The organism is Streptomyces sp. NPDC101132 (genome assembly GCF_044759225.1).
Classification (GTDB): domain Bacteria; phylum Actinomycetota; class Actinomycetes; order Streptomycetales; family Streptomycetaceae; genus Streptomyces.
On sequence record NZ_JBIVYX010000008.1, the window covers coordinates 384,065 to 408,795 of the forward strand.

The following is a 24,731-nucleotide window of genomic DNA, read 5'->3' on the forward strand; positions in this document are numbered from 1 at the left end:
GTTGAGTCAATCAACGCCTATTTTCGGTCATCCAGGCAAGGGCGTGGTCCACCGCGTCGGTGATCGAGAAAATCATCGCGGCCGCCCCTCCCAGGAGCCCCCTGCGGACCGCGGATTCGGGAAGGCTGTTGCCGATCTCCGCGAAATCCCCGTCGTCGAGTGCGACATCCTCGTACCCGATCCACCGGGACTTACCCAGGAGGCCCACGACGCAGCGGTATTCCCGCAGGGGAGGCTTCGGAATTCGGTATTCCGCGAGATGGAATGCGGTGCACACCGAGAATCCCACATTGATCATGAGTACCTGCGCCCCCGTCCAGAACAGGGTTCCCAGGGGTGACTCCTCCCCCAGGTGGCATTCCGTGCGGTGTCCCGCGCACAGCATTCCCGCGTCCCGGCCGAGGGCGGCGAACGAGGTCTGCGGGTGGGCGCTGCGGTGCGCGCCGGGGGCGGTCCGCACGGACTCGGCGAGCCGGCCCATGCCCTCGCTGGGGGTGGTCAGCGGGTCGAAGGCGGGCATGGCCGCGCGGAACGCCGCGGCCTCGGCCGCGGTCATCCCGGCGGTACGGGCCAGGTGCACGCTGGAGGAGGCCGAGTTGCCGGGGGTGAAGGCGGGGACGACGAGGGTGCCGTCCTCCCCCAGGGCGCCGGTCAGGGCGTCCCTGACCTCCTCGGCCCGCAGGCCGGTGCCGCGCAGCGAGGCGTGGACCAGCAGCCGGCCGCCCGGCCCGACCCCCAGGCTCCGCAGGTCCTCGCGGAGGTCCTGCCGCACGTCCGGTGCGCTCATCCGGCCGCCCCCTCCGCCGCGGGCCGGCCGGTCACGCGCCGGCGCCCTTCAGTTCGCCGTGCAGTTCGGCGGCCAGGGCCTTGCCGGTGCTGGTGAGTTCGGCGGCGGCGGCCAGCCGGTCGAGGGCCTGCTCGACCCGGTCGCCGGGCACGCCGTACCCGGGCGGCAGCGGCCCTTCGGCCCGCCGGTACGCCTCCACCGCCACGCCCTCGTAGACGTCGGCCAGCAGCCGGGACACCGGCACCGGCTGCTCGCGCCAGGGCGAGGGGTGCAGCCACTCGCCGTCCAGCGCGTACAGGTCGGCCACCTCGGTCAGGGCGCGCAGCCGGGCCCGGCGCCGGCCGGTGAGCAGGGCGAGGGCGGTCTCGCGGACCCCGCCGGTGTGGGGCACGCCGAGTGCGCCGGGGCCGTGCCGGCCGGCTTCGCCGCGGCCGGAGCGGGGGCCGCCGGCGAGCGGGGTCAGGGTGGTCAGGCCGGCCCGGGCCTGCCGGGCCAGGGCCGGTACGGTGCGGTGCAGCAGGGCCCAGGCGGCGGACAGCCGGCGCCCCCATTCGGCGGCCTCGGCGGCGCCCAGCCGGATCCGGGGCGGGCGGGGGAAGCAGTTGCGGTACGGGTCGAGGTCGTCCAGCGCGGTGTCCTCCCAGACCCGTACGGGGTGCCAGCGGGCGTCGGAGGTGCCGGGGCCGAAGCGGTGTTCGCGGCGGCCGTCCCGTACGAGGTGTCCCCGGCCGTCGGTGCGGAGGACGGCCCGGCCGCGGGTGCCGGGCGCGCCGATCCGCAGCAGGCCGAGGGTGGGCAGGTACACCTCGCCGTCCCGGTACGGCACGGGTGCGGGCAGGGGGAGGCCGCCGCGCAGCACGGCGGCGGCGGCCAGCGCGGCGAGCCGCCGGGCGGCCTCGGCGCCGTCGGGCCGGCCCTGCCGTACGGCGTCCAGCGCGCCGAGCAGCCAGGTGCGGGTGTAGGGGTGGTCCAGGACGGGCTGGAGGGCGTCTCCGGCCTCCTCGACGGCGCCCAGCAGTTCCCAGGAGCGGTCCCAGTCGGCGCCCCCGGCGCCGGCCAGGTCGCGGTGCAGGCGGGCGAGCAGCACCCGGGTCAGGTCCTGCTGGGCGGTGTCCAGTTCGGCGGGGTCGCGCAGTGCGGGGGCGGTGCTGGTGGCGGCGGTGCGGCCTTCGACGCCCTCGACGAGTTCCCTGAGGTCGGCGCAGTAGACGGAGGGGTTGTCGAAGCCGGTGCCGGGCCGGTAGCGGTGGGTGTAGAGGCCGCCGCCGCACGAACGTACGACGGGGCAGGCGCGGCATTCGCCGCTGACTCCGGCCAGGCCGAGCTGGCGGGCGCGGACGCCCGGGTGGGCGGCGACCTCGTCGAGGCTGTGGGCGAAGACGTCGAAGCCGGTGGCGGCGGCGCCCTCGTAGGCGCTCTTGAGGGAGTCGACCTGCTCCAGGGTGCCGTCGGTCTCGACGACGACCAGGTCGGTGGGGGCGAGGCCGAGGGATTCGGTGAGGCTGGGGCCGCCGCGCAGGGTGCTGAGCAGGGAGGAGAAGAGCCGGACCGGGACCGGGCGGCCGGCGGCGTCCCAGTGGTCGAAGACGCGGAGCAGCCAGCGGGCGTAGGCGTCGGGGGCGCCGTCGGGGCGGGGCGGCGGGGTCTCCCAGGTGGCGTGCGGGAGCAGGAAGTCGATGCGGGGCGGTTCGAGTGCGGTGAGCGCGTCCAGGACGGCGACGGGGTCGTTCTCGATGTCGACCGTGCAGAGCAGGCCCTGGTAGAGGTGGCGGTAGGGGGCCGACCTGAGGAGGTCGAGGGCCTTGAGGACCAGGGGGTGGCTGGTGCGGCCGTCGGCGAAGCGGCGGTGCCGGTCGTTGGCGGCCCGGTCGCCGTCGAGGGAGACGCCCACCTTGACGTCGTACTCGGCGAACAGGTCGAGGTAACGGGGGCTGAGCTGGAGGCCGTTGGTGTGGATGCGGAGGTCGAGCTCCGCGATGCCGTCGAGGGCGCGGCCGAACTCCTCGCACGCGGTGCGGAGTCGGGCGGGGCCCGCCAAGAGCGGCTCCCCCCCGTGAAGGATCACGGTGACGGAGGGGAGCGCATGGTCCCGGGCGTGTTCCGCGAGCCGGGCGGCGGTCCGGGAAATGACCTCTTCCGAGATCACCTTGGGCCGGGCTCGCCAGCTCTGATCTGCGTGTTCATAGACGTAGCAGTGATCACAGGCAAGATCGCATCTGCTGTGAACCTTGAGGACGATCTCGCGAAATGCGATCAGGCCGGTCATTCCACCAGCATAGAGCGGTTACTCGAGTGCTAGAGCGCCGAGTTGAAGATCGGAGTCTGTACCGGGCGACCGGATTCCGAGGGGAGTACACGACTGAGGGCGGCCGCCGCAGCGGTGCTGCGCACGTCGATGTCGGCCAGGGGAACGCGACGGTTCTTGCCGGCGCTGGTCGAGGAGGGAGCAGAGGTCTTCACGGCCGTCCTTAGTTGGGGGCCCGCCCAGCAATGACTGGTGAGGGCATGGAAATGACAACAGCGACGCGCTAGTGTCGGTGTGGACTTTACTCTTCTGCGCACTATTGGCAACCGAGACATGAAGCCAGGTCAAGCGTTCTATCGAAAGAGTGAGCACCAGAACAGCAGACTGGGGGCGGGCTGTGATGGATTATCGCGGATCTCTGAACAGCATGACTTTCAGGAACGAGGACCTTCCGGCGCTTTTCCACCACGCCGACGGCGCCGCGGTCGCCCGCCAGCGGGAGTCCACGCAGGCCACGCGCGCACAGTTGCTGCTCCTCGTGCTCGCGGCCGCGGCGGCGGCGCTGCCGGGGCCCCACCTCGGCTCCGTTCAACTGCCGGCACTGGGAGCCCTGCTGGGGTACGCGGGGGTGCTGGCCATCGGAGTGCGGGCCACCCGCCGCCGGGCCCGGCCGCAGTGGCAGCTCAACCGGTCGGCGGCGGAGTTCATCAAGTCGCTTGCGTGGCGGTACGCCGTTCACGGTGCGCCCTTCGGAGCGGCGGGAGCGGATGACGAGGAGCTGTACCGTACCCGCCTGGAGGCCGGCCTGGACGAGCTGAAGAAGATGGGGTGGAGCGATCCCCGGCAGACCGGGGAGGTGCCGCAGGGCCTCGAAATCACCGGCGCCATGCGGCAGTTACGGGGCCGGGTCTACAGCGTGCGGCGCGAGACGTACGTGCGCGACCGGCTGATCGAGCAGCGCAACTGGTACCGCCGCAAGACCGACGTGTCGCGCCGGGCGACCGCACTGTGGTCCTGGACGATCGTCCTCCTCACCACCACGGGCCTGGTGTTCGCCCTGCTCAGGACCTTCGGGGCGGGGCCTGCGGGCGGCCTCTCGGGGCTGCTGAGCGCGGCCGCCGCGGCGGCCATCGCGTGGAACGAGATGCGCCGGCACCACCCGCTGATCGAGGCGCACACCCTCATCGAGCAGGACCTGGGGGCGATGATGGTGGTGATGCAGACGACGATCACCGAGGACCAGTGGCCCTCCGCCGTCTACGAGACGGAGCGCTACGTCTCACCCCAGCACACCGACTGGCTCGCCCGGCACAGCAGTTGACGTAGCGTCGGATACGGCGGTCAGTCCCGCTCGACCCCGTCGCGCCAGATGACCGTGACCGGCTTCCCGAGCCCCCGCGCGTAGGCGACGATGTCGCCGGTGCCGCCGCGGCCGCGCGCGGGGAGCCCGTCCCAGACGGCGACGAGCCGGTCGCAGGCGTCGGCGATGAAGGTGCCGGCCGCGTAGTAGGCGTCGTCCGTCGAATGGGCGTAGTCCATCCGGACCTCCTGGGCGGCCAGGCCCCTGAGCCGTCTGTAGCGGGCGAGTGCCCCGGCGTCGGTGAAGGTCTTCTCGTAGTCCCCGCTGGGGATGACCACCGTCAGGTCGGCCCCGCACTCCAGGGCGATGTCCGCGAAGATCTGGTCGGCGCCCTCGGCGAGGCTGGAGAGGGCCTCCAGGGGGCCCTCGTGGCCGTCGAGCAGCTCCCGCAGCCCGTCCGTGACGTGGGCGAGCACCTCGCCCGGAATGCTGCGGTGCCCGGTCACGCCGATGCGCTTCATACGGCCAAGTCCCCCCGTGGTTGCGGAAATACCCCGGCGAATCGCCGGATGCCGGACGCCCCTGGACATCCTCCCAGAAGGCGGGGGAACGTCCAGGGGCGCGAACGGGGGCGCGCGGATCAGAGGCGCCGGACCGCGGCCGGACCGGGGATCAGGGGTCGGCGGTCAGGGGATGGGTGGGGGGATCAGTAGACGCTCACCCCGTACGCGCTGAGGGCCTCGGTCACCGGCTGGAAGAAGGTCGTGCCGCCGGAGGAGCAGTTGCCGCTGCCGCCGGAGGTGAGGCCGACCGCGCGGGTGCCCGAGTACAGCGGGCCGCCGCTGTCGCCGGGCTCGGCGCACACGTTGGTGCGGATCATGCCGTAGACCACGTCGCCGCCGCCGTAGTTGACCGTGGCGTTGAGGCCGGTGACGGAGCCGCTGTGGATGCCGGTGGTGGAGCCGCGGCGGGTGACGGACATGCCGACGGTCGCGTTGACCGCGCTGGTGATGTCCTGGCTGCCGACGGTGCCGGGGTGGGCGAGGGAGGCGTTGTCGTAGCGGACGATGCCGTAGTCGTTGACCGGGAAGCTGGACCCGACGGTGGCTCCGATGGCGGTGGTGCGCGCGGAGTTGGTGTACCAGGTGCCGGCGCCGTCGGTGCAGTGGCCCGCGGTCAGGGCGTAGTAGGTGCCGGAGGAACTGCGGACGTTGAAGCCCAGGGAGCAGCGCCAGCTGCTGGCGTAGATGGCGTCGCCGCCGGAGATCAGCTTGCTGAAGCGGCCCGGGGTGCGCTCGACGCGGATGGCGCCCGCGTCGGCGCCGGCCTCGCGCTTGATCCGCGCGATGTCGGCTCCGCTGACCCGGGAGTCGGCCACCAGGACGAGGGTTCCGGTGGCGGGGTCGGTGTGCCAGGCGGTGCCCGCGACGTCGGCGCGCAGGACCGACGCTCCGGCGGCGGCGAGCCGGGCGGGCGAGTAGCCGCCGGCGGGCTGGTCCGCGCCGGCCGCGGTGGGCGCGGCCAGGGTGACGCAGGCGGCGATTCCGGCCGCGAGGGCGGTCAGCCGGGTGGGGGTGATGCGCTTGATCCTCACTTCTCGTTCCTCCCAGGGGGGATCGGGGGTCCGCTGCTGTGGGGTTCGGCGGGCCCGGTGAGGCGCAGTCGGGGAGCGGGCCGGGGGATTGGGTGCGGGTGCCCTTCGCGGACTCCGTCCGACGGGGGCGCCCATTTTGGCCGTGTCCCTGACAAGCGCTGCTCGGGAGTGTGGTGGTGGCGGCATCCGGCCGCAAGGGCGGCTTTCGGCCGACCGGAGCCGTCCGCGGACCGGCGGGGCCGGCCCGGGTGCGGCGCGCCGCAGGGGTCAGGGGGCCGGCCGGCACCGCCCCGCCGCGGCGGCGAAGGGGAGGGTGTCGGCGACGGGAGGGGTGCCGCGGCGGGAGGCCCGGCCGGCGGGCCGGGCGCCGAGGAGGAGGGACCGGCCCGCCGGGGCCCGGCCCCGGGGAACGGCCGGAATTCGACCTTCCGGGTAGCCGGCGGTCGTACGGGTTCCGGTCAGGACGGGGCGGCCGCGCGCCGCGGGCGGGCTCCCGGCACCGCGGGACCGCCCTCCTGATGCGTCATCAGTCATGCCCGTCAGATTTCCACATGACCCGCACACGGCATCCCGGCCTACGCCGTCCGGCCCCTTCCCCCCTTTTCGGGCTCGTTCGCCTCCGGGCGCCGTCATGCCCGGTCGGGGGGGGGGGGGGGGGGGCGCCCCCCGCCGCCGCCCCCCCCCCCCCCCCCCCCCCCCCGCCCCCCCCCGGGGCGGGGGGCCGGGGGGGCGGGGGGGGGCGCGGCGGGGGCCGGGGGGGCCCCCCCCCCGGGGCCCCCCGGGCCCCCCCCCCCACCCCCCGACCCGGCGCGCCCTTCGGCTCTCTCGCCGGCGCGCTTCGGTGGACGGACGGCCGGCGCCGGGGACGGGCGGCATTGAGGACGGGCGGCAGGACTGCTCAGCAGTCGCAGCCGCAGCCGTCGCAGCAGCAGCCGTCGCAGCACCCGCCGTCACCGCAGCAGTTCGAGCAGCAGTCGCAGCCGTCGCACGCGTCCCCCGCGTCGCACCAGGGGTCGCGCCGCTGCCGGGACCAGGGCCCGTCGTGCTCGGTGCAGCACATCTGGCAGGTGCAGAACAGCCCCAGGAACACGGCGCAGCCGGCCAGCAGCCCGCGCGGCGGCTTGTGCGGGCGCTGCGGTCCGCCGGGCGGAGGCGGGAGCAGGGGGCTGCCCGGCCCCTGCGGGGTCCCGTACGGATTGCCGTAGGGGTTGCCGTACGGGTTGTTCGCCTCCGGCGCCGCGCCGCCGGCCGCCGGGGAGCCGTCCGGCAGCAGCAGCCCCTGCGCGTGGCCGCAGCTCGTGGTGCCGAAGGCGCGGTCCACCGAGTTCCGCAGTTCGTGGACCAGCAGCAGGTGCGCGAGGCCCCGGTCGGTGAACTCGGCCTCCCTCAGCGCCAGCCGTATCCCGTGCAGCGCGTCGTCGCACAGCCGGCGGGCCTCCTCCCGGGAGGTGCCGGTGGCGGTGAGGGGGTTCCAGGCGCCGGAGGCGGCGTCGGCGGCCTGGTCCTCGACGGCGTCCAGCAGGTGCGCGAGCCGTCCGAACAGCGCCCCGGCCTCGCCGAGCGGGGCCGCGTTGCCTGGCCGGCCGGCGAGGACCGCGGTATGGGCGAAGGCCGCCGCGGTGGCGGTCTCGGTGGGCTCGGTGACGACCAGCACCGGCGTGCCGGGGCCGGCCAGGGACTCCACCCCGGCCTGCCGGTCCACCGCCTCGACCAGCACGCCCGTGTCGAAGCCGACCGCGGCGCCGGTGCGCGCCCCGGCCCGGTCCCAGCCGCGGGCGACGGTGCGCGCGGCGGCGGCGAAGGGGGCGCGCGCCAACAGCCCGTCGCGGTCGGCCACGTGGTCCCGCACCTTGGCGGAGGCGAGGACGAGGGAGACGGCGGCGGCGAGCCGGGCGCCCTCGCCCCGGGCGACGGAGGCGGTGCGCATGCCGCGCAGCGGGCAGGGGCCGGCGGTGCGCCGGGCGCCGGCGACCGGTCCCGACTGAGCCTCCGTCAGGACGGAGACGAGCAGCCCGTCGTAGTTGGTGACCACCCGGGCGAGCTGGCCGTGGTCCCCGCGAAGTGCCAGGCACAGGCCGCAGAGATGGGCCATCCACTCCGCCTTGAAGCGCTCACCGAGACGGTGGCTGCAGGGCCTGACAATTCCGAACACGACGGTCCCCCCGTGCATCGATCGCGTGTGCCGGGGAATCGTACCGGCCAGGTTTCCTCACCCGAACGCCCCGTGCGTCACCCGTACGGAGCGATGCGTCGTATTTTCACTCAGACAGCAGCCAGGGCCGCGAAGATCCTTAGCGGAACACGGGAAGTTCTGCACCAGAACCGTCACGAAACCCCTGTGCGGCGGCTATCCACTTGGCGCGTTGTCAGCATCATGGACGACCATAGGGATGCGGAACCAAGAACTGACCGCGGTGGAAGGAGGCGTCCATGGGTTCGGTGCGCAAGGCGAGTGCCTGGCTGGGACTTGTCGAGGACAGCGACGACGAGCGTTACTACGACGACGAGTACGCCCAGGACTCGGGGGCCGGCGACCAGTGGGTCACCGACCCGCGCGTCAGGGTGGCCTCCGACTCCGCCGTCGAGCACGGCCGTCGGATCGCCACGGTCACCCCGGACGGGTTCCGGGACGCCCGGGGCATCGGCGAGCTGTTCCGTGACGGCGTGCCCGTCATCGTGAACCTCTCGTCGATGGACCCCTCGGACGCCAAGCGCGTGGTCGACTTCGCGGCCGGCCTGACGTTCGGTCTGCGGGGCTCGATCGAGCGGGTGGCGACCCGGGTCTTCCTGCTGACCCCGGCCGACACCCAGATCGTGAACGAGAACGGCCACCGCGCCGAGGACGGCTTCTTCAACCAGAGCTGAGCAGGGCCCTCACCGGCCGCCCCGGTCCCGCCGCCCCGCGGCCTACCGGAAGGCGTCGAGTCCGGTGAGCGCCTTGCCCAGCACCAGCTGGTGCATCTCGACGGTGCCCTCGTAGGTGAGGACCGACTCCAGGTTGGTCGCGTGCCGCATGACGGGGTATTCGAGCGAGATCCCGTTCGCGCCGAGGATGGTGCGGGCGGTGCGGCAGATCTCGATGGCCTCGCGCACGTTGTTGAGCTTGCCGAAGCTGACCTGCTCGGGGCGGAGCCGCCCGGCGTCCATGCGCGTGCCCAGGTGGTGGGCCAGCAGGATGCCCTTGTGGAGTTCCAGCGCCATGTCCGCGAGCTTGGCCTGGGTGAGCTGGAAGCCGCCGATCGGCTTCCCGAACTGCTCGCGGGTCTTCGCGTAGTCCAGTGCCGCCTCGAAGCTGGCGCGGGCCGCGCCCATCGAACCCCAGACGATCCCGTAGCGCGCGTGGCTGAGGCAGCTCAGCGGGCCCTTGAGGCCGGTGACGCCCGGCAGTACGGCGTCGGCGGGCAGCCGTACCCCGTCCATGACCAGCTCGCTGGTGACCGAGGCGCGCAGCGACCACTTGTGCCGGATCTCGGGGGCGGAGAAGCCGGGCGCGTCGGTGGGGACGGCGAAGCCGCGGATGCCCTCCTCGGTCTGGGCCCAGACCACGGCGACGGCGGCCACCGAGCCGTTGGTGATCCACATCTTGCGGCCCGTCAGGATCCAGTCGTCGCCGTCCCGCTTGGCGTACGTGCGCATGCCCGCCGGGTCGGAGCCGACGTCGGGCTCGGTGAGGCCGAAGCAGCCGATGAGCTCGCCGGCGGCCATGCCGGGCAGCCAGCGCTGCTTCTGCTCCTCGGAGCCGTACTTCCAGATCGCGTACATCGCCAGGGAGCCCTGGACGGAGACCAGCGAGCGGATGCCGGAGTCGGCGGCCTCCAGCTCCAGACAGGCCAGGCCGTACTGGACGGCGCTGGCGCCGGCGCAGCCGTACCCCTCCAGGGACATCCCGAGGGCGCCGAGGGCGCCGAGCTCGCGGGCCAGTTCGCGGATGACGGGCAGTTCGCCGCTCTCGTACCACTCGGCGACGTGGGGCAGGACGCGGTCGGCCGCCCAGCTGCGGACGGTGTCGCGGACCGCGAGGTCCTCGGGGCTGAGGAGGTCGTCGATGCCGAGGGGGTCGGCGGGGTCGAAGGGCGGCGTTGCGGACACGGGTGGCCTCCGGCGGGCGCGAGGGTGGCGGGGCGGCCGCGGGGGCGGCCCCGCCCCGAAAACTAGCGGTGGAAGTTTCATGCCTCGGCGCCGACGGTACGGCTCAGGGTGCGGTGCGTCCAGACCCGGCCGCCCCGACCGCGCCGTGCCGGGCGCGCGAGGGCCCGGGCACCTTGACCCGGTGACCGGCCTGATCGCCCGTCGGCTGCGCGGGCAGCGCCACCGTACCGGCCGCGGCGACCGCCGGCACACCGCCCTCGTCCCGCGCGTCCGGGACGGCGTCCCCGGCCGCGTCCGCCTCCCCGGCGGCGGCCGAGCAGTCCATCACCCGCGGCAGCCGCAGCGCGGCCACCGCTCCCAGCAGCAGCAGGCCGGCGCTGACCAGCAGCGTGACGTGCAGGCCGTGGACGAAGGCGGTCCGGGCGGCGTGGAAGAGGGACTCCCCCGCGGTGCCGCCGAGCCCGTCGGCGACCTGGTAGGCCTCGCCCAGGGAGTTGGCGGCGGAGGCGCTGTCGGCCGCGGAGACGCCGGGCACCTCGCGCAGGCCCGGCGCGTAGGCGGCGTTCATCACGCTGCCGAGCAGGGCGATGCCCATGCCCGCGCCGAGCTGGTACGAGGTCTCGCCGATGGCCGCGGCACCGCCGGCCTGCTGCACCGGCGCCTCGCTGAGCATGGACTCGTACGCGCCGAACAGCGTGGTCTGGAGGCCGAAGCCGAGCAGGACGAAGCCGACGGTGAGCAGCAGCGGCCGGTCGTGCTGGCCCATCAGGGTCAGCAGGACCACGGCCCCGGCGGTCAGCAGGAAGCCCAGCGAGACCATGGCGCGGGGGCCGACGCGGTGCAGGGTGTACGAGCCGCCGGCGCCCGCGGCCATGGCGGCGAAGGTCAGCGGGAGGAGCCGCAGCCCGGTCTCCAGGGGGCTGAGGCCGAGCACCAGCTGGAGGTACTGGACGGCCAGCAGCTCCAGGCCGACCAGGGCGAGCATCGCGAGCACGATGCAGCCGACGGAGGTGGCGAAGGCGGGCCGGGAGAACATCCCGATGTCGACCAGGGGGTGGGCGCGCCGCTTCTGCCGCCGGACGAACAGCACCAGCAGCAGGGTGCCGGCGAGCAGCGGCACCAGGGTCCAGGGGCTGAGGAGCGCGTCGCCCGCACCGGCCCGCTTGACGCCGAGGACCACGCCGAGGATGCCGGCCGCGGCCATCAGGGCGCCCAGGACGTCCCAGGGGCCGTTGCCCGTGCCCCGGGATTCGGGGAGCAGCCAGCGGGCGGCCGGGAGCAGCAGCGCCATCAGCGGGATGTTGATCAGGAAGACCGAGCCCCACCAGTAGTTCTCGACCAGGAAGCCGCCGAGCACCGGTCCGGTGGCCGCGCCGACGGCGGCGACGGCGGTCCAGATGCCGATGGCGAGGGCGCGCTCGCGGCGGTCGGGGAAGACCTGCCGGATGATCGACAGGGTGGCCGGCATGATCATCGCGCCGCCGATGCCGAGCAGCACCCGGGCGGCGATCAGCACCTGCGCGTTGTCGGCGAGGGCGGCGACGGCCGAGGCGACGCCGAAGAGGGCGTACCCGAGCAGCAGGACGCGGCGGCGCCCGACGCGGTCGCCGAGCGTGCCGAAGAGGATCAGCAGCGAGGCGCAGACCAGCGGGTAGGCGTCGACGATCCAGAGCAGTTCGATGGAGCCGGGGCGCAGGTCCTCGGTGACCGCCGGGACGGCCACGTGCAGGATGGTGGCGTCGAGGGCGACGAGGACCAGGCTGACGCAGAGGACGACCAGGACCACCCAGCGGTTCGCGCCGCCCTGGGCCGCGGCGAGCCGCCGGGCCTGTCGTTGCCAGGGGGAAGGGATCCGCTCTCGGACCGTGTTCGTCCCTGACATGCATGTACCTCCCAGGTGATCCCTCGCACTCGGCGGACCAGCGGTGTGAGCTCTGGTGCCACGCGTTCCGCGGGCGTTCCACGGCGTTCTTCGGGGTCCGGCATCGACTGGCGAGTGAACCGTCAGCGTACGCGAGTTCGGCTGTGGATCACGTGGTCAAGCTCTCACCCCTGCGGCCGCCGGGGTGTGGCGTACGCCACTCGCACCACCCCTGCGTACGCGCCCGGTGACGGCCCGTGGTCCCGGGCCGCCTCCACCGATAATCATGCCCGTGACCGATCTTGCTCCACCCGCTCCGCCGCACCCGTCCCGGGGCGCCGCCCTGTCCGCCGCGCTGCGCAGGGCCTCGCCCGCCCTGCTGGGCTTCGCCGCCGTGCGCCTGCTCGGCCTGGCCGCGCTGGCGGTGTGGGGGCTGGCCGCCGGCAGCAGCCCGCACCACCTGCTCGCGGAGCGCTGGGACTCGCTCTGGTACACCCGGGTCGCCGTGCTGGGGTACGGGTACGAGGTGGCGCTGCCGAACGGCGACGTCCACTCGAACCTGGCGTTCTTCCCGCTGCTGCCGTGGCTGGAGCGGGGGCTGGCCGCGGTGAGTCCGCTCGCGCACCAGGACGCGGGGCTGCTGGTGGCGTGGCTGGCCTCGCTCTTCGCCGCGTGGGGGATCTTCGCCGTGGCGGACCTCCTGTACGGCCGCCGGGCGGGGGTGCTGGCCGCGGTGGTCTGGGCGGTGCTGCCGGTCGGGATCGTGCAGTCCATGGCGTACAGCGAGTCGCTGTTCACGGCGCTGGCCGCGTGGGCGCTGTACGCGGTGCTCACCGGCCGGTGGCCGGCGGCCGGTCTGCTGGCGGCGCTGGCCGGGCTGACCCGGCCGGTGGGTGCGGCGGTGGTGGCCGCGGTCTGGGCGGGGGCGCTGCTGCGGGTGCGGGCGGGCGAGCGGTCGGCCGGGATGCTCGCGGGGGTGCTGCTGGCTCCGCTGGGGGCGGCGGGGTACGTCCTGTGGGTGGGCGGGCACACCGGCGAGGGGCTGCTCGGGTACCTGGACGTGCAGGCCGGCTGGGGGAACGGCTTCGACGGGGGCTGGGCCTTCGCGCGGTTCATCGGGGGGAGGCTGGCCTCGCCCGCGTTCCTCGCGGGGGTCGGGCTGATCGCCGGCGTGGTGCTGGTGCTGTGGCTGTACGGGCGGTGCGTGCGGGACCGGCAGCCGCTGCCGCTGCTGGTCTACTGCGGGATCGTCGTCGCGCTGGCGCTGTGCGCCTCGGGGTACTTCGGGTCGAAGCCGCGGCTGCTGCTGCCGGCGTTCCCGCTGCTGCTGCCGGTCGCGGTGGCGCTGGCCCGGTGGCGGACCCGGCGGGCGGCCGCGGTGCTGGGGGCGGCCGCGGTGCTGTCGGCGGTGTACGGGGCGTTCTGGCTGAACGGTTCCGGGCCGCCGTAGGGAGTCCGGCGGGGCGGGGTCGGGGCGGGCCGAGGCGTACGGCGGGGCGGGGTCCGGTCGCGTCGGAGGCGTGCGGCGGGGCTCGTTCCGGCTCCGTCGGGAGGCGTGCGGCGGGGGGCGCGCGGCGCGGGCGCCGTGACCGGTGCGTGACCGGGACGTGACCGGGGACCGCACGGCGGAGCCGTCAATTCCGGAACCGGTCGGGTAATGGGATTTCCTCTCGAATAAACTCGCGGACGGCATCGAGTGGAATTCGAGCGGACCCGATCCGGCACGGAGCGCCGATTCTCGCATTGCCTTGAATAGGTCCCCGAATGAGACCTACTCCACATCACATGGTCATCACGAACCCAGCGATTCGGCCGGGCCGTGCACTCACGCGCGGTAACGTCGATTGAGTGCGTACCGACCGAATCTTCACCCGTCTGGAGCGGGTCTTCGCCCGCCTGGACCGTGAACCCGAACGACCGGCTCATCTGCAAGTACCGCAGATGAGCCGGCACCGCGTGGTGCTCTTCGGCGCGACCCTCGCCTTCTATCTCGCGATCGTGGTCGGCGTGCTGACCACGTCCCGGCTGGTCCGGCTGGACTGGCAGGTGATGTTCTTCCGCCCCTACGAGCAGTGGCCCCAGCTGCACGCGTTCCTGGACTACTACGTGGTCCTCGGCCAGCGCGGACCGACCGCGGTCATGGTCGCCGCCTGGCTCGGCTGGCGCTCCTGGCGCCAGCACACCCTGCGGCCGCTGATCACCCTCGGGGTGGCGCTGCTGCTGCTCAACGTGACCGTCGGCGCGGTCAAGCTCGGTCTCGGGCGGCTCGGTCCGCACTACGCCACCCAGATCGGATCGGCCGAACTCTTCGCCGGCGGCGATATATTCCCCAGCGGCCACACCGCCAACGCCGTCGTGACCTGGGGAATCCTGGCCTACCTGGCCTCGACCGTACGGACCCGCCGCAACCTCTCGGTGCTCTCCGCGGTCGTCGCCCTCGGCGTCGGCGCCACCACCGTCTACCTCGGTACGCACTGGGTGAGCGACGTGCTGCTGGGCTGGGCCGCGGGCCTGCTGATCCTGCTGGCGCTGCCCTGGTTCGAGCCGCTGATCGCCCGGGTCGAGGCCTGGGTCTTCGAACTGCGGGAGCTGCTGCGGTCCCTGCGCGCCCGGCGTCGCGCCGCGGTCCCGGCCCCGGCCCCGGCCCCCGTGCCGGTCACGCCGCTGTCCACACGGGTGTTCGTCCAGCGGCCCACCGCGGCCGACGGGGAGGACCCCCTGCGCCCGTCGGCACCGGCCGCCGCCCCGGCCGGCCACGCGGCCCGGACCACCGCCCACCTGGCACCGCGCCCGCACCTCATCCGCGCCGAGCGCTCCCCCGGCACCGCGGCGGGCACCCGCCGGCCCGTGCACGCCGAGCGCGCCCCGCGCGGGGCCACCGCCACGGCCCGCCCCGCCACCGGCGCCTGACCGCCCGCCCCACGACCGGCGCCCGGCCGTCCGGGCGCCCGCCGTGGCGGGGCCGGAACCGGTCCCGCCGGCGGTGCGCCCGGACGTTGGTCCATCCCGGGTCACGCTTGTGTCACAGAACGTCGACAGCGGTCGAAGCGGAATCCCCCGCTCTCGGCGGCGGTCACAGAGGGTTCCGCCTCCCCATTCCGGGCGGGCCCGGAACGGCCCGAATGGCGCCCGAATTCGCCGCCGCCGCGGGGCAATTCCCGGGGCCCCATTCCGCGTACCGCAACCGGCCCGGAAACCGGCGCTCCATGGAATGTCCATGGTTCCTCCACAAGCCCGTGCCCTCCCCGCCAGGTCCCCGGCGAACCCCGTCCCGGCCCGTCCGGCCCGGCGCGTCGGCACCCCGTTCCCGCGGACCTGCCGCCGGCATCGTGGCTGAGCCCGTGGCCCGACGGGCCTGATCCCGATCCGCAGCACGACGGACAGCGAGGGGCCACCTCTGCCTGGTCACGTCGTTCGTCTCGCTGCACGGCACGACGCTTCGGAAGGTCACCGGAATGGGCGACCCCCTGTCCGCCGCCCCGCCACGACTTCCTCGTCCTGCCCCGGATTCCCCTCCGGGCTCCGCGCCGCCGCACGGCCCAGCAGGTCCCGGGCGGCCCTGATCCGGTCGGCCAGCTCCGGCGGCTCCACCACCTCGAACTCGAAGCCCATCAGCAGCACGTGGATCACCAGTACGTCGAGCGCGGCCGCCCCGGTGTGCAGCAGGCAGCTGTCCGCGTCGACGGGTTCCAGCACGCCGTCCGAGGGCGAGACGGTACGGGCCGCCTCCTCGGCCGGCACGAGCAGCCGCAGCACGGCCCGTGCCGCGTAGACCCGCTGGGAGACGCCCTCCGAGACGTACGCGGCCAGGTCCTCGGCGGGCGGGGTGCGCGGCGGGAACCGGGGGCCGTGCGGCGGCCTCGGCTCGATCCGGTCGGCCCGGAAGGTCCGCCAGTCCTCCCGGTCCACGTCCCAGGCCACCAGGTACCAGCGGCGCTCGGTGCACACCAGCCGGTGCGGTTCGACGGTGCGCCGGCTGGTCTCGCCCCGGTGGTCCCGGTAGACGAAGCGCAGCCGCTCGCCGTCCCGGCAGACCGCGGCCAGTTCGGTCAGCACGGCGGCGTCGACGGCCGGCCCGCCGGGTGCCCTGAGCATGGGCACCGTGAACGCGTTGAGGGCCGACACCCGCCGCCGCAGCCGGCCCGGCAGCACCTGCTCCAGCTTGGCCAGCGCCCGTACGGAGGCCTCGCCGATGCCCTCGACGCCGTTCCCGGCGGCGGTGCGCAGGCCCACCGCCACGGCCACCGCCTCGTCGTCGTCGAGCAGCAGCGGCGGCAGCTCGGCGCCCGCGCCCAGCTGGTAGCCGCCGCCGGTGCCGGGGCTGGCGTTGACCGGGTAGCCGAGCTCCCGCAGCCGGTCCACGTCCCGGCGGACCGTGCGCGGCGTGACGCCGAGCCGCTCGGCCAGGTCGGCGCCGGTCCATTCGCGGTGGGCCTGCAACAGGGAGAGCAGGCGCAGCAGTCGTGCGGAGGTCTCGAGCATGGGCCCGAGTCTGCCAGCGCCGGGGCCGGCGGCGGCCGGGGCCGGTACGCGAGCGGCCGGGCGGTCCGTACCGGACGCGCCGTCAGGGCCCGTACCGGACGCGCCGTCAGGGCCCGTACCGGAGGCGCGGTCAGGGCCGGTACGGGAGCTGGGGGACGACGAAGCAGTTGGCGGTCATGTCGGGGCCCTGGTCCACCCAGGTCCTGCCGTCCTGCCAGCGGGCCACGGACAGGCAGGTGCGGCGCTCCTCGGGGGGCGTGGCGGAGGGCACGTACGAGGCCGGCAGCAGCAGGCCCCGGGCGGTGTAGGGCTCGGGGCGGTTCATGAAGCGCTCGACGCACGCGCGGGTGAGGTCCGGCAGGCAGGAGCGGGCCGCGTCGGTGAACCACATGGCGGCGGCCCAGCCCTCCAGCTGCCACTGGGACAGCGGCCGGTCGCCCATGGCGGTGCGGAACGCGCGCACCGCGGGGTGGTCCGCCTCGGCGTGGTTGCGGCTGGAGCCGGTCACCCAGAGGGCGTTGCGGCAGCGCGGGGCGGCGGCGTAGTCGCGCTCGACGGTGTCGTTCCAGTTCTGCACGTTGGTGACCTTGGCGGTGACGTCGGCCCCGGCCGCGTCCATCGCCTCGCACAGGCGGGCGTTGCCGTGGCTGTCGAGCGCGTCGAAGACCAGGTCCACGCCGCGGGCCTTCAGGTCGGCGGCCACCGCGCGGAAGTTGGGCAGGGCGAAGTCCACCTGTTCCTGGACCACGGTGTAGCCCTCGGCCTCCAGGCCCTCGGTGACCAGCCGGGCGTACGCGGCGGACGCGGCCTGGTTGTAGGCGACGACGGCGGCGCTGCGGGCGCCCTGGGTCTGCTTGAAGTACCGGTAGACCTCGGTGCCGCCGTACAGGGTGCCGTTCCAGCCGGGGGTCCTGCCGGTGCGGGGGGCCTGGCTGCCGTAGATCCCGTACAGGTGCGGGTAGGTGTCGTAGGCGGGTCCGATGGGCTGTCCGCCGATGTCGGGGACCCCGGCCCGGCTGACCAGCGGGGCGCCGGCGTAGTCCAGGGCGGTGGTGGCGACCAGGGCGAACACCTTCTGCTCGTCGAGGAGTTCGTGGACGCACTCGTTGTTGCCGATGCCGCTGCCGCCGTCGTCGCAGGTGATCACCTCGACCGGGCGCCCGCCGAGGCCGCCCTGCGCGTTGAGTGCGGCGAAGTACGCCTTGGCGCCCTCGCCGGGGCCGGTGAAGGCGTCGCCCCCGACCGGGCTGGTGACGCTGGCGATCAGGCCGACGCGGACCGGCGAGCCGGAGGCGGCGGCCGACGGCGGGGTCGGGGTGCGGGCTTCGAAGGCGCTCTCCGGCAGCCGGCTGCCGCAGGCCGCGGTCAGCGCGAGGACGGCGGCGAGCAGCAGGTGCCGGGCGGTCCGGCGTACGTCGGCCCGGCGCGGGGGCAAGGGCGTCAGCAGCCCGGCACGGACGTGTCGCCGCTGAGCTGGATCAGCGCGCACAGCGTCTTCGTGGACACCTTCCAGACCTGGTCCACGTGGACGGAGGTGCCCTTGGAGGCGGTCAGGGCCGGGGTGCCGCCGACCAGCAGGTCGTACGTCACGGCGGCCTCGGTGGGAGAGGTGAACTCGACCTTCGTCACCTTGGCGGAGGTCTTCTGCGCGTTGGGGTCGGCGCGCATGGCGAGCAGCACGGGCTGGAGGGTCTCGCCGTTCTCCAGCAGCTTGACCTTCTCCTCGGTGGGGGTCTTCGGGTCGAAGAACGCCACCCAGTTCCTGGTGACCTCGGCCTCGGCCGCGGCCGGGTCGGCGGGGCCCGGGGGGCCGGTCGGCGTGGGGGCCGCCACGCTCGGCGTGCCCGGCGTGGCCGCGCCGTTGCCGCCGCCGTCGTCGGAGCATCCGACCGCGGCGGGGGTCAGCACGAGGACCGCCGCCGCGGCGAGCGCCGCGATACGAGAGTGTCCGCCCAGGACCATCTGGCTCACCACCGGTGTCCGAGCGAGCCGTTCGGCTCGATGCTTCCAGGGTCTGATGCTTCCGGGCATCGTGCAAGAAACCGGCCGCCGTCCGGTCCTCCGGGGCCGGGACGCACCACCGTCGAGGGGGTTGCCGATGCGGGACGTTCCGCGCCCGGCGCTGTGGGCCGCCGTGGGCGCACTGGTCTGCGGGGCGCTGCTGTGCGTGCTGGGCTGGTACGGGATCTCCGGCGAGCGGTACGCCGAACGGCAGCTGCCCTACCTGGCCTCGTGCACGGTGCCGGGGGCGGCGCTGGTGGTGGCGGGCGCGGTGCTGCTGGCGGCGGTGCTGGTGCGGGACGGGGCGGCGGCGGACCGGGGGCCGGTGCCGGACGGCCGTCAGGAGCGGGACGGGGCGGTGGCGTTCGGGGCTCCGGCCCCGGGGGCGTCGGCGTCCTCGGAGGGGCCGCCGCTGCGGGTGCCGGGCGGGACGCTGGCCCACCGGCCGGACTGCCCGCTGGTGGACGGGCGTCCGGACGCGGAGGAGGCGGCCGGCTCCGGTCTGACGCCGTGCCCGGTGTGCGAGCCGTCGTGGCCTCGCTGACGTACGAGCTGACGCTGGCCGGACTGGCGGTCGGCAGTGCCGCCGCGCTCACCGGGATCGGCCTGATCGTCACCTACCGGGCCACCGGGGTGCTGAACCTCGCGCACGGTGCCGTGGCGATGGTGTGCGCGTACGTGATGCGCCAGCTGGTGGTGGAGTGGCACTGGCCGGTGCCGGCCGCGGGGGCGGTGACGCTGCTGCTGGTGGCGCCCGGGATCGGGCTGCTGCTGGACCGGGCCGTGTTCCGGCCGCTGGCGGTGCGGGGCGCCGGTCCCGACCTGACGCTGGTGGCCTCGATCGGGGTGTTCGTGCTGCTGGTGGGGGCGGCCGTGCTGGTGTGGGGGCCGGGGGCGCGGGACGACGCTCCGGTGCCGGTCGGCGGCGAGCCGTGGTCCCAGCTGGCGGCGGCGGTGCTGGTCGCGCTGCTGGTGGCGGTGGTGACCCGGCGTACGGGCTTCGGCAGGTCGCTGCGGGCCGTGGTGGACAACCGGGCGCTGGCCGCGCTCGGCGGCATCGACGCCGACCGGGTGGCCGCGGTGGGCTGGGCCTTCGGGTCGTTCACGGCGGGGCTGACGGGCGTGCTGCTGGCCCCCTACGTGCGGCTGGACCCGTACGGGCTGCCGCTGCTGGTGCTGGAGGTGGTGGCGGTCGCGGTGCTGGCCCGGATGCGGAGCCTGCCCGTGGCGATCCTGGCCGCGCTGGCCCTGGGGGTGGCGCAGGCCCAGCTGACGCGGTTCCATCCGGAGGGCTGGGCGGCGCCGCTGCTGGGTGCGGTGGCGGCGAACCTGTTCGTGCTGGCCCTGCTCGCGGCGACGCTGCTGGTGCCGGTGCCCGCCGGGGAGCTGCCGGAGCGGGGGGCGGCGGGGCCGGTGGGGGCCGGCGGCGGGTGGCGGGCGGGGGGCCGGGCCGGGGGCCGGGCGGGGGGCCGGGAGCCGCTCGTGTGGTGCGCGGCCGGGTTGCTGTTCCTGCTGCCGCTGGGGTTCGGCGGGGACGACCTCCAGACCGCCGTACGGGTGCCGGCCCTGGCGGTGGTGCTGTTGTCGCTGGTGGTGGTCACGGGGCGCGGGGGGCAGATCTCGCTGGGGCAGGCGGCGTACGCCGGGCTGGGGGCGCTGTTCACCGCGCTGCTGGCCGCCGGGCGGTTCCCGGGGCTGCCCGCCGTGCCCGAGCCGGCGGCGCTCGCCCTCGCCGTGCTGCTGGTGGCGCCGCTCGGGCTGCTGACCGGGTGGCCCGCGATCCGTCGGCACGGGCTGGCCCTGGCGCTGGCGACGCTGGCGGTGGGGGTGGCGGTGAGCCGGTTCGTCTTCGCCCAGCCGTACGCCACCTCGGGGCTGGATCTGGGCCGCCCGGCCGGCTTCGCCGCGGACCGCGCGTACTACGTCCTGGAGCTGGTGCTGCTGGCGGTGGCCCTGGCGGCGGTGGGTGCGCTGCGGCGGGGGCGGACCGGGCGGGGGCTCGCCGCGATGCGGGACCACCCGGCCGGTGCCGGCGCGGCCGGGGTGGCGGTGGACCGGCTGAAGGTGGGGGCCTTCGTCGTCGGTGCCGCGCTGGCCGCGCTGGGCGGCGGGATGCTGGGCATGGGGGTGCGGGCCTTCGACCCGGAGGCGTTCGATCCGGTGCGGGGGCTGCTGTGGTTCGCCGCGGTGGTGGTCGTGGGGGCGGACAGCATGCCCGGGGCGCTGCTGGCCGCCGCGTTGCTGGTCGGGCTGGACGCCGGTGCCCGGGGTGGTGTCGCGGCCGCCGTGATCGGCCTGCTGGCCACGCTGATCGGCCGCTTCCCGGCGGGCCTCGCGGGCCTCCTCGCTCCGACCGCCCCTCCCCCGCCTCCGTCGGCCGCCCTGCGCCCTGCCGACCGGCCCGCCCCGGCCGCGGTAGCCGCCCCGGCGCCCGCGGGTCCCGCCCGGGCCGGTCCGCGGCCGGAGGAGCCCACGGGGCGGCCCCGGCCGGAGGACCCCGCGGGACAGCGACCGGAGGACCCGGCGGGGCGGCGGCCGGCGGGCCCCGCCGGGGACCCCCGTGCCCCCGGCACCCCGGCTTCTCCGTCTCCCCCTCCCCCTCCGCCGACTCCGCCGACCGCCCCGCCGCCCCCGGCCGCCGCGCCCGGCCGCCCGCCCGTGGCGGCGGCTCCGGGGTACGGCCCCGGCGGACCGGAGCCGGTGCTCCGGGCGGAGGCGCTGCACGCGCACTACGGGGGTTACCACGTGCTGCGCGGGGTCGGGCTGGCCGTGCCGGCCGGGCGGGTCACGGGGGTGGTGGGGGCGAACGGTGCCGGGAAGAGCACCCTCTTCCACTGCCTGGCCGGCACGCTGCGGCCCAGTGGGGGCCGAGTGCTGCTGGCCGGACGGGACGTCACCCGGCTGCCCGCGTACGCGCGGGCGCGCCTGGGGCTGGTGCGTTCCTTCCAGCAGCCGGCGGTCTTCGGCTCGCTCACCGTCGAGGAGAACGTCCGCGTCGGCGCCGAGCAGGGCCGGCGCCCGGCCCCCCGGGCGGTCGAGCGGGCGCTGCGGCTGCTGGACCTCGACGGCCCGGTGCGCCGGGTGCCGGCGGCCGGGCTGCCCACCGGCACGCTGCGGCGGGTGGAGCTGGCCCGGGCCCTGGCGGCGGACCCGCGGGCGCTGCTGCTCGACGAGCCGGCCGCCGGCCTCGACACGGCCGAGGTCGAGGCCCTCGCCCGGGTGCTGCGCGCCCTGGCCGCGGACGGCACGGCGCTGCTCCTCATCGAGCACGACCTCGATCTGGTGGCCCGGCTCGCCGACACCGTGCACCGCATGGAGGCCGGTGTGCTCCGCCCCGAGACGCTCTCCTCCCGGACGCCGTATGACCGTTGACATCGCACTGTCGGGTGTGAAGGTGCGTTACGGCCCCCTGGAGGCCCTGCACGGCGTGGACCTGGCCCTCCCCGCCGCCACCCTCACGCTGCTCGTCGGCCGGAACGGCTCGGGCCGCACCTCCGTGCTGCGGGCCCTGGCCGGCGCGGTGCCGGTCGCGGCCGGCACGGTGCGCTGGCGCGGCGAGGACGTGACCCGGATGCGGGCCCACGACCGGGCGCGCCGCGGCCTGTGCTTCGTACCGGAGGAACGCGCCCTCTACGGCACGCTCACGGTGGCCGAGAACCTGGCCCTGGCCGGGCCCGCCGGTGACCCCTCGGCCGCGCTGGAGGCGTACCCGGCGCTGGCCGCCCTGCTCCCCCGCACCGCGGCCACCCTCTCCGGCGGTGAGCAGCGCCAGCTCGCGGTGGCCCGGGCGCTGCTCGCCGCGGCCGCCCGCCCGGACCCGGTGGTGCTGGTCGACGAGCCGGTGCAGGGCATGTCGCCGGAGGTGGCGGCCCGTACGTACGAGTTGCTCGCCGGTCTCGCCCGGGCGGGGGCCACGGTGGTGGCCGCCGGGCCTCGGGTGCCGCGGGCCCTGGCCCGCCCGGGCGTCCTGGTGCACGAACTCGTGCGCGGGCGGGTCGCGTTCAGCGCTGAGGCGGTGGAGCCGGTGGCATCGCTGCTGCCGCGGCCGCCGGAAGGGCCAGGATCCAGCCGATCCGCAGCACGTTCGGAGTGGCCCCGATGAGCGCGGAGTTGAGCCGGTGCAGCTCCTGCCAGCCGCCCTTGACCCGGTACGTGCGGGCCAGCGAGTACAGGGTGTCGCCGGCCCGTACGACGTGGGCGCGCCCGCTCAGTCCGTACCGCTTGGCGCACACCGGCCAGGCCTCCCATCCCTGTTCGGGCAGCAGGTCCTCGGCGACCCTGATCTGCTGGGCCCGGGTGGCGAGGTCGGCGCGGGCCGCGTAGGCCGGCCCCCCGTACCGGACCCAGGTGGTCTGCCGGAACTGGAGCCCGCCGTAGAAGCCGTTGCCGGTGTTGATGTTCCAGCGTCCGCTGCTCTCGCAGTCGGCGAGGCAGTCCCAGGGCCAGGTGCCGCCGGGTCCGCAGTCGCCCGGTCCGGTGCCGATCACGCCCCGGGAGCCGACGTGCCCGACGCCGGAGGGCCCGGGTGCCGGGGGCGGCGGGGCCGCCGCCGCGGTGTCCGGGCCGGCGGCGTGGGCCCGTACGGCCGCGGGCGGGACGGCCGCCAGCGCGGCGGCGGCCAGCAGGACCGCCGCCAGGTTCCGGAGGGGAGGCATCGGGTCACGCTACGCACCGCTCCCCGGCGGCCCGCCGTGCCGCGCGGCGGGGTCACGCGGGCCCACCCGGTCGGCCCAGGCCCGCGCGCCACCCGTTCGTGCGACTTCGGACAGCGAGGGGCCCGCAACGGCCAGGAAGCGCACCGAAGGGAAAGACCCGGGTGGCGGGTTCACCCGGCTGGTCGGCCGGTTCGGTTCCGTTCCCCTGAACGGCGTGACCCCGGCCGCGGGTCCCCCGTTGAGACCGGAAGAGCCGGGAACCGCCCGGCCACGCACGTCTAGTCCGAGGAGTCACCCCGTGCCGCGCATGCTCGACGTCAGTGATGACGTACGCGCCGAGATCGGCGACGAAGAAGCCGAACTCCTGCTCCGGGGCGAGACCGCCCCCGGCAGTTACGACTGCACCTCCTGCCGCACCCCGGGGGACTCCGAGCGGGAACGCACCAGCACCGTGCTGTTCGTCGGCGACGAGACCGCCGTGCTCGCCTTCGCCCACGCCACCTGCATCCCCTCGCAGGTGGTGGCGGTCTCCGAGGAGCAGCTCCAGGGCGCCGTCCGCAGCATCACCGGTGACAGCCCCTCCCCCGACCTGGCCCAGGCGGTGCCGCAGAGCGTGCCGGGCGGCCAGGCCGTCCTCGGCATCACCAGCGGGCTGGTCCTCATCGGGGGCGAGCTGTACCCGGCCCTCGTGGTGGAGCCGACCGCGCCGATCGCCCGCCCCGGCACCTCGGGCCCCGGGGACGACTTCCTCCCGCTGCTGATCGAGCAGGGCTTCGTCCCGGTCACCGACATGGCCTCGCTGCCGTCGGCGCTGTCGGGCTGGTCGGTGCTGCTGGCCATGGGCAAGCTGCACGCCGTGCTCCAGCCGGGCCCGAACGGGGGCAGCCCGGTGGCCTGGTGGCAGGCGCACCAGGCGCTGCCGGTCACCGAGGGCTGGCGGGCCGCCGCCAACCGGTCGCAGAAGGTGCTGGTGTACGCCGCGCCGGTCGGCTCCATCGGCCAGCAGCCGCGCGAGGACCTGCTCCGGGACGCCCTGGACAAGGCGGCGGCCTCCGGGCTGCTCGTGGCGGCGGAGCTGCCGCTCGCCGGCACCTGATCCGTCGCCCGGGACGGGCACCCGGGACGCGCCGGGGGTACACGTCAGGACCGTGTTCGGGTCCGTGTACCCCCGGCGATCTGCGTTTTTGCCGCCGCGCCCGCATCCGAGCGGCCCCGGGGGTCGTTGGCAGCACGTGCACTCATACGACGCCTCTCGCCAGCAGAGCCACGGCTACGGTCACGTCCCCGCGATGCGCCCCGCGCGCGAGCGGGATCCGCACGGCGGCTCGCACACCCCGATCTACGACGCCCTCTGCTCGGAGTACCTGCGGGCCTTCCGGGCGCTGCCGGGCGACCGTACGGGTGAGGAGGACCTGGGGTTCGCCGGCTTCGGTGCGCTCACCAGCGGCGGCTTCCTGAGCTCGTACGCGGAACCGTGGACGCCCTGGGGCGACCGGCCGGGAGACCGGCCGGGCGACCGCTACGGGGACCGGCCGGGCGACGGCTGGCAGGTCCCCTCGTACGCGGGCGGGCAGGGTTCCGCGTACGCGTACGCGGGCGGGGGGGGGGGCCCCCCCCGGGCCCCCCCCCCCCCGGGCGGGCCCCCCCCCCCCCCCCCGGGGGGGGGGGCCCCCCCCCCCCGCCCGGATTATTGATATTGGCGCGCGTCACGCCCCCC

At 75.4% G+C, this 24,731-nt stretch carries 20 protein-coding genes; 8 read left to right on the plus strand and 12 right to left on the minus strand.

Translation table 11 applies throughout. The annotated features are described in order from the left end of the window. Window positions 1–10 precede the first annotated feature (10 nt). Genes ACIQUR_RS21070 through fxsA form a run of 3 tightly spaced genes read right to left on the minus strand, consistent with a single transcriptional unit; the run spans window position 11 to window position 3,367 of the window. Window positions 11–787 carry an aminoglycoside N(3)-acetyltransferase gene (locus tag ACIQUR_RS21070; RefSeq protein WP_403666199.1) on the minus strand — a complete coding sequence of 259 codons (777 nt, stop codon included), beginning with the start codon at window positions 785–787 and terminating at the stop codon, window positions 11–13. A gap of 31 nt (window positions 788–818) precedes the next feature. Next, on the minus strand, window positions 819–3,053 hold the full coding sequence (gene fxsBH, locus ACIQUR_RS21075; protein ID WP_403666201.1) for a radical SAM/SPASM protein FxsBH, inactivated beta-hydroxylase extension form: 2,235 nt from the start codon (window positions 3,051–3,053) through the stop codon (window positions 819–821). A 29-nt stretch (window positions 3,054–3,082) separates the two neighbouring features. Next, window positions 3,083–3,367 carry an FxSxx-COOH cyclophane-containing RiPP peptide gene (fxsA, locus tag ACIQUR_RS21080; protein WP_403666203.1) on the minus strand — a complete coding sequence of 95 codons (285 nt, stop codon included), beginning with the start codon at window positions 3,365–3,367 and terminating at the stop codon, window positions 3,083–3,085. A gap of 92 nt (window positions 3,368–3,459) precedes the next feature. Between fxsA and ACIQUR_RS21085 the strand changes: the two genes are divergently transcribed. Continuing rightward, complete coding sequence (locus tag ACIQUR_RS21085; RefSeq protein ID WP_403666205.1) at window positions 3,460–4,353, plus strand: DUF4231 domain-containing protein; 894 nt, start codon at window positions 3,460–3,462, stop codon at window positions 4,351–4,353. Between the two features lie 20 nt (window positions 4,354–4,373). Here the strand turns inward: ACIQUR_RS21085 and ACIQUR_RS21090 are convergent, their stop codons facing one another. The 3 genes from ACIQUR_RS21090 to ACIQUR_RS21100 all read right to left on the minus strand — a co-directional run bounded on the left by ACIQUR_RS21090 (window position 4,374) and on the right by ACIQUR_RS21100 (window position 8,078). After that, entirely contained in the window at window positions 4,374–4,853 is a 480-nt protein-coding gene (locus ACIQUR_RS21090) for a hypothetical protein (protein WP_403666207.1), read from the minus strand. A 185-nt stretch (window positions 4,854–5,038) separates the two neighbouring features. Beyond that, a complete protein-coding gene (locus tag ACIQUR_RS21095; RefSeq protein WP_403666209.1) occupies window positions 5,039–5,926 on the minus strand; it encodes a S1 family peptidase in 888 nt (295 codons plus the stop codon). A gap of 898 nt (window positions 5,927–6,824) precedes the next feature. Further along, the gene (locus tag ACIQUR_RS21100) at window positions 6,825–8,078 is read right to left on the minus strand and encodes a DUF5685 family protein (protein WP_403666211.1); all 1,254 of its coding nucleotides are present in this window, start codon (window positions 8,076–8,078) and stop codon (window positions 6,825–6,827) included. Window positions 8,079–8,356: 278 nt separating this feature from the next. Between ACIQUR_RS21100 and ACIQUR_RS21105 the strand changes: the two genes are divergently transcribed. Then, complete coding sequence (locus ACIQUR_RS21105; RefSeq protein WP_399955031.1) at window positions 8,357–8,791, plus strand: cell division protein SepF; 435 nt, start codon at window positions 8,357–8,359, stop codon at window positions 8,789–8,791. A 42-nt stretch (window positions 8,792–8,833) separates the two neighbouring features. Here the strand turns inward: ACIQUR_RS21105 and ACIQUR_RS21110 are convergent, their stop codons facing one another. After that, on the minus strand, window positions 8,834–10,015 hold the full coding sequence (locus tag ACIQUR_RS21110; RefSeq protein ID WP_403666214.1) for an acyl-CoA dehydrogenase family protein: 1,182 nt from the start codon (window positions 10,013–10,015) through the stop codon (window positions 8,834–8,836). Between the two features lie 103 nt (window positions 10,016–10,118). After that, window positions 10,119–11,897, minus strand: a complete 1,779-nt coding sequence (locus ACIQUR_RS21115; protein WP_403666216.1) for an MFS transporter — start codon at window positions 11,895–11,897, stop codon at window positions 10,119–10,121. A 265-nt stretch (window positions 11,898–12,162) separates the two neighbouring features. Between ACIQUR_RS21115 and ACIQUR_RS21120 the strand changes: the two genes are divergently transcribed. Both ACIQUR_RS21120 and ACIQUR_RS21125 read left to right on the plus strand, forming a co-directional pair. After that, window positions 12,163–13,326 carry a hypothetical protein gene (locus tag ACIQUR_RS21120; RefSeq protein WP_403666218.1) on the plus strand — a complete coding sequence of 388 codons (1,164 nt, stop codon included), beginning with the start codon at window positions 12,163–12,165 and terminating at the stop codon, window positions 13,324–13,326. 398 nt (window positions 13,327–13,724) lie between these two features. After that, window positions 13,725–14,786: a phosphatase PAP2 family protein gene (locus tag ACIQUR_RS21125; protein WP_403666220.1), complete on the plus strand. Its 1,062-nt coding sequence runs from the start codon at window positions 13,725–13,727 to the stop codon at window positions 14,784–14,786. 537 nt (window positions 14,787–15,323) lie between these two features. On the opposite strand, the gene ACIQUR_RS21130 is transcribed toward ACIQUR_RS21125, so the two are convergent. The 3 genes from ACIQUR_RS21130 to ACIQUR_RS21140 all read right to left on the minus strand — a co-directional run bounded on the left by ACIQUR_RS21130 (window position 15,324) and on the right by ACIQUR_RS21140 (window position 18,320). Beyond that, a complete protein-coding gene (locus ACIQUR_RS21130) occupies window positions 15,324–16,358 on the minus strand; it encodes a helix-turn-helix transcriptional regulator (RefSeq protein WP_403666222.1) in 1,035 nt (344 codons plus the stop codon). Between the two features lie 130 nt (window positions 16,359–16,488). Further along, window positions 16,489–17,793, minus strand: coding sequence for an ABC transporter substrate-binding protein (locus ACIQUR_RS21135; RefSeq protein ID WP_403666224.1), 1,305 nt, complete (start codon window positions 17,791–17,793; stop codon window positions 16,489–16,491). 5 nt (window positions 17,794–17,798) lie between these two features. Then, window positions 17,799–18,320: a hypothetical protein gene (locus ACIQUR_RS21140; RefSeq protein ID WP_403666282.1), complete on the minus strand. Its 522-nt coding sequence runs from the start codon at window positions 18,318–18,320 to the stop codon at window positions 17,799–17,801. A 136-nt stretch (window positions 18,321–18,456) separates the two neighbouring features. Between ACIQUR_RS21140 and ACIQUR_RS21145 the strand changes: the two genes are divergently transcribed. From ACIQUR_RS21145 to ACIQUR_RS21155, 3 genes are read left to right on the plus strand one after another with little or no spacing between them, the layout of a single operon-like run. Continuing rightward, window positions 18,457–18,903 carry a hypothetical protein gene (locus ACIQUR_RS21145; protein ID WP_403666226.1) on the plus strand — a complete coding sequence of 149 codons (447 nt, stop codon included), beginning with the start codon at window positions 18,457–18,459 and terminating at the stop codon, window positions 18,901–18,903. Next, entirely contained in the window at window positions 18,891–21,731 is a 2,841-nt protein-coding gene (locus tag ACIQUR_RS21150) for an ATP-binding cassette domain-containing protein (protein WP_403666284.1), read from the plus strand. Before ACIQUR_RS21145 ends, ACIQUR_RS21150 begins: the two co-directional genes overlap by 13 nt. Next, window positions 21,721–22,461, plus strand: coding sequence for an ATP-binding cassette domain-containing protein (locus tag ACIQUR_RS21155; RefSeq protein ID WP_403666228.1), 741 nt, complete (start codon window positions 21,721–21,723; stop codon window positions 22,459–22,461). Before ACIQUR_RS21150 ends, ACIQUR_RS21155 begins: the two co-directional genes overlap by 11 nt. On the opposite strand, the gene ACIQUR_RS21160 is transcribed toward ACIQUR_RS21155, so the two are convergent. Then, window positions 22,361–23,014, minus strand: a complete 654-nt coding sequence (locus ACIQUR_RS21160; protein WP_403666230.1) for a transglycosylase family protein — start codon at window positions 23,012–23,014, stop codon at window positions 22,361–22,363. The genes ACIQUR_RS21155 and ACIQUR_RS21160 overlap by 101 nt on opposite strands. A 298-nt stretch (window positions 23,015–23,312) precedes the next feature. Here ACIQUR_RS21160 and ACIQUR_RS21165 point away from each other — a divergent pair, with 298 nt between their 5' ends. Further along, the gene (locus ACIQUR_RS21165; protein ID WP_403666232.1) at window positions 23,313–24,110 is read left to right on the plus strand and encodes a hypothetical protein; all 798 of its coding nucleotides are present in this window, start codon (window positions 23,313–23,315) and stop codon (window positions 24,108–24,110) included. Window positions 24,111–24,731 lie beyond the last annotated feature (621 nt).

Excerpts from the sequence above, each read along its gene's own strand:
- ACIQUR_RS21070 (WP_403666199.1), bottom strand. The coding sequence starts at position 787 with ATGAGCGCACCGGACGTGCGGCAGGACCTCCGCGAGGACCTGCGGAGC.
- fxsBH (WP_403666201.1), bottom strand. The coding sequence starts at position 3,053 with ATGACCGGCCTGATCGCATTTCGCGAGATCGTCCTCAAGGTTCACAGC.
- fxsA (WP_403666203.1), bottom strand. The coding sequence starts at position 3,367 with ATGTCTCGGTTGCCAATAGTGCGCAGAAGAGTAAAGTCCACACCGACA.
- ACIQUR_RS21085 (WP_403666205.1), top strand. The coding sequence starts at position 3,460 with ATGACTTTCAGGAACGAGGACCTTCCGGCGCTTTTCCACCACGCCGAC.
- ACIQUR_RS21090 (WP_403666207.1), bottom strand. The coding sequence starts at position 4,853 with ATGAAGCGCATCGGCGTGACCGGGCACCGCAGCATTCCGGGCGAGGTG.
- ACIQUR_RS21105 (WP_399955031.1), top strand. The coding sequence starts at position 8,357 with ATGGGTTCGGTGCGCAAGGCGAGTGCCTGGCTGGGACTTGTCGAGGAC.
- ACIQUR_RS21115 (WP_403666216.1), bottom strand. The coding sequence starts at position 11,897 with ATGTCAGGGACGAACACGGTCCGAGAGCGGATCCCTTCCCCCTGGCAA.
- ACIQUR_RS21120 (WP_403666218.1), top strand. The coding sequence starts at position 12,163 with ATGCCCGTGACCGATCTTGCTCCACCCGCTCCGCCGCACCCGTCCCGG.
- ACIQUR_RS21130 (WP_403666222.1), bottom strand. The coding sequence starts at position 16,358 with ATGCTCGAGACCTCCGCACGACTGCTGCGCCTGCTCTCCCTGTTGCAG.
- ACIQUR_RS21140 (WP_403666282.1), bottom strand. The coding sequence starts at position 18,320 with ATGGTCCTGGGCGGACACTCTCGTATCGCGGCGCTCGCCGCGGCGGCG.
- ACIQUR_RS21145 (WP_403666226.1), top strand. The coding sequence starts at position 18,457 with ATGCGGGACGTTCCGCGCCCGGCGCTGTGGGCCGCCGTGGGCGCACTG.
- ACIQUR_RS21155 (WP_403666228.1), top strand. The coding sequence starts at position 21,721 with ATGACCGTTGACATCGCACTGTCGGGTGTGAAGGTGCGTTACGGCCCC.
- ACIQUR_RS21160 (WP_403666230.1), bottom strand. The coding sequence starts at position 23,014 with ATGCCTCCCCTCCGGAACCTGGCGGCGGTCCTGCTGGCCGCCGCCGCG.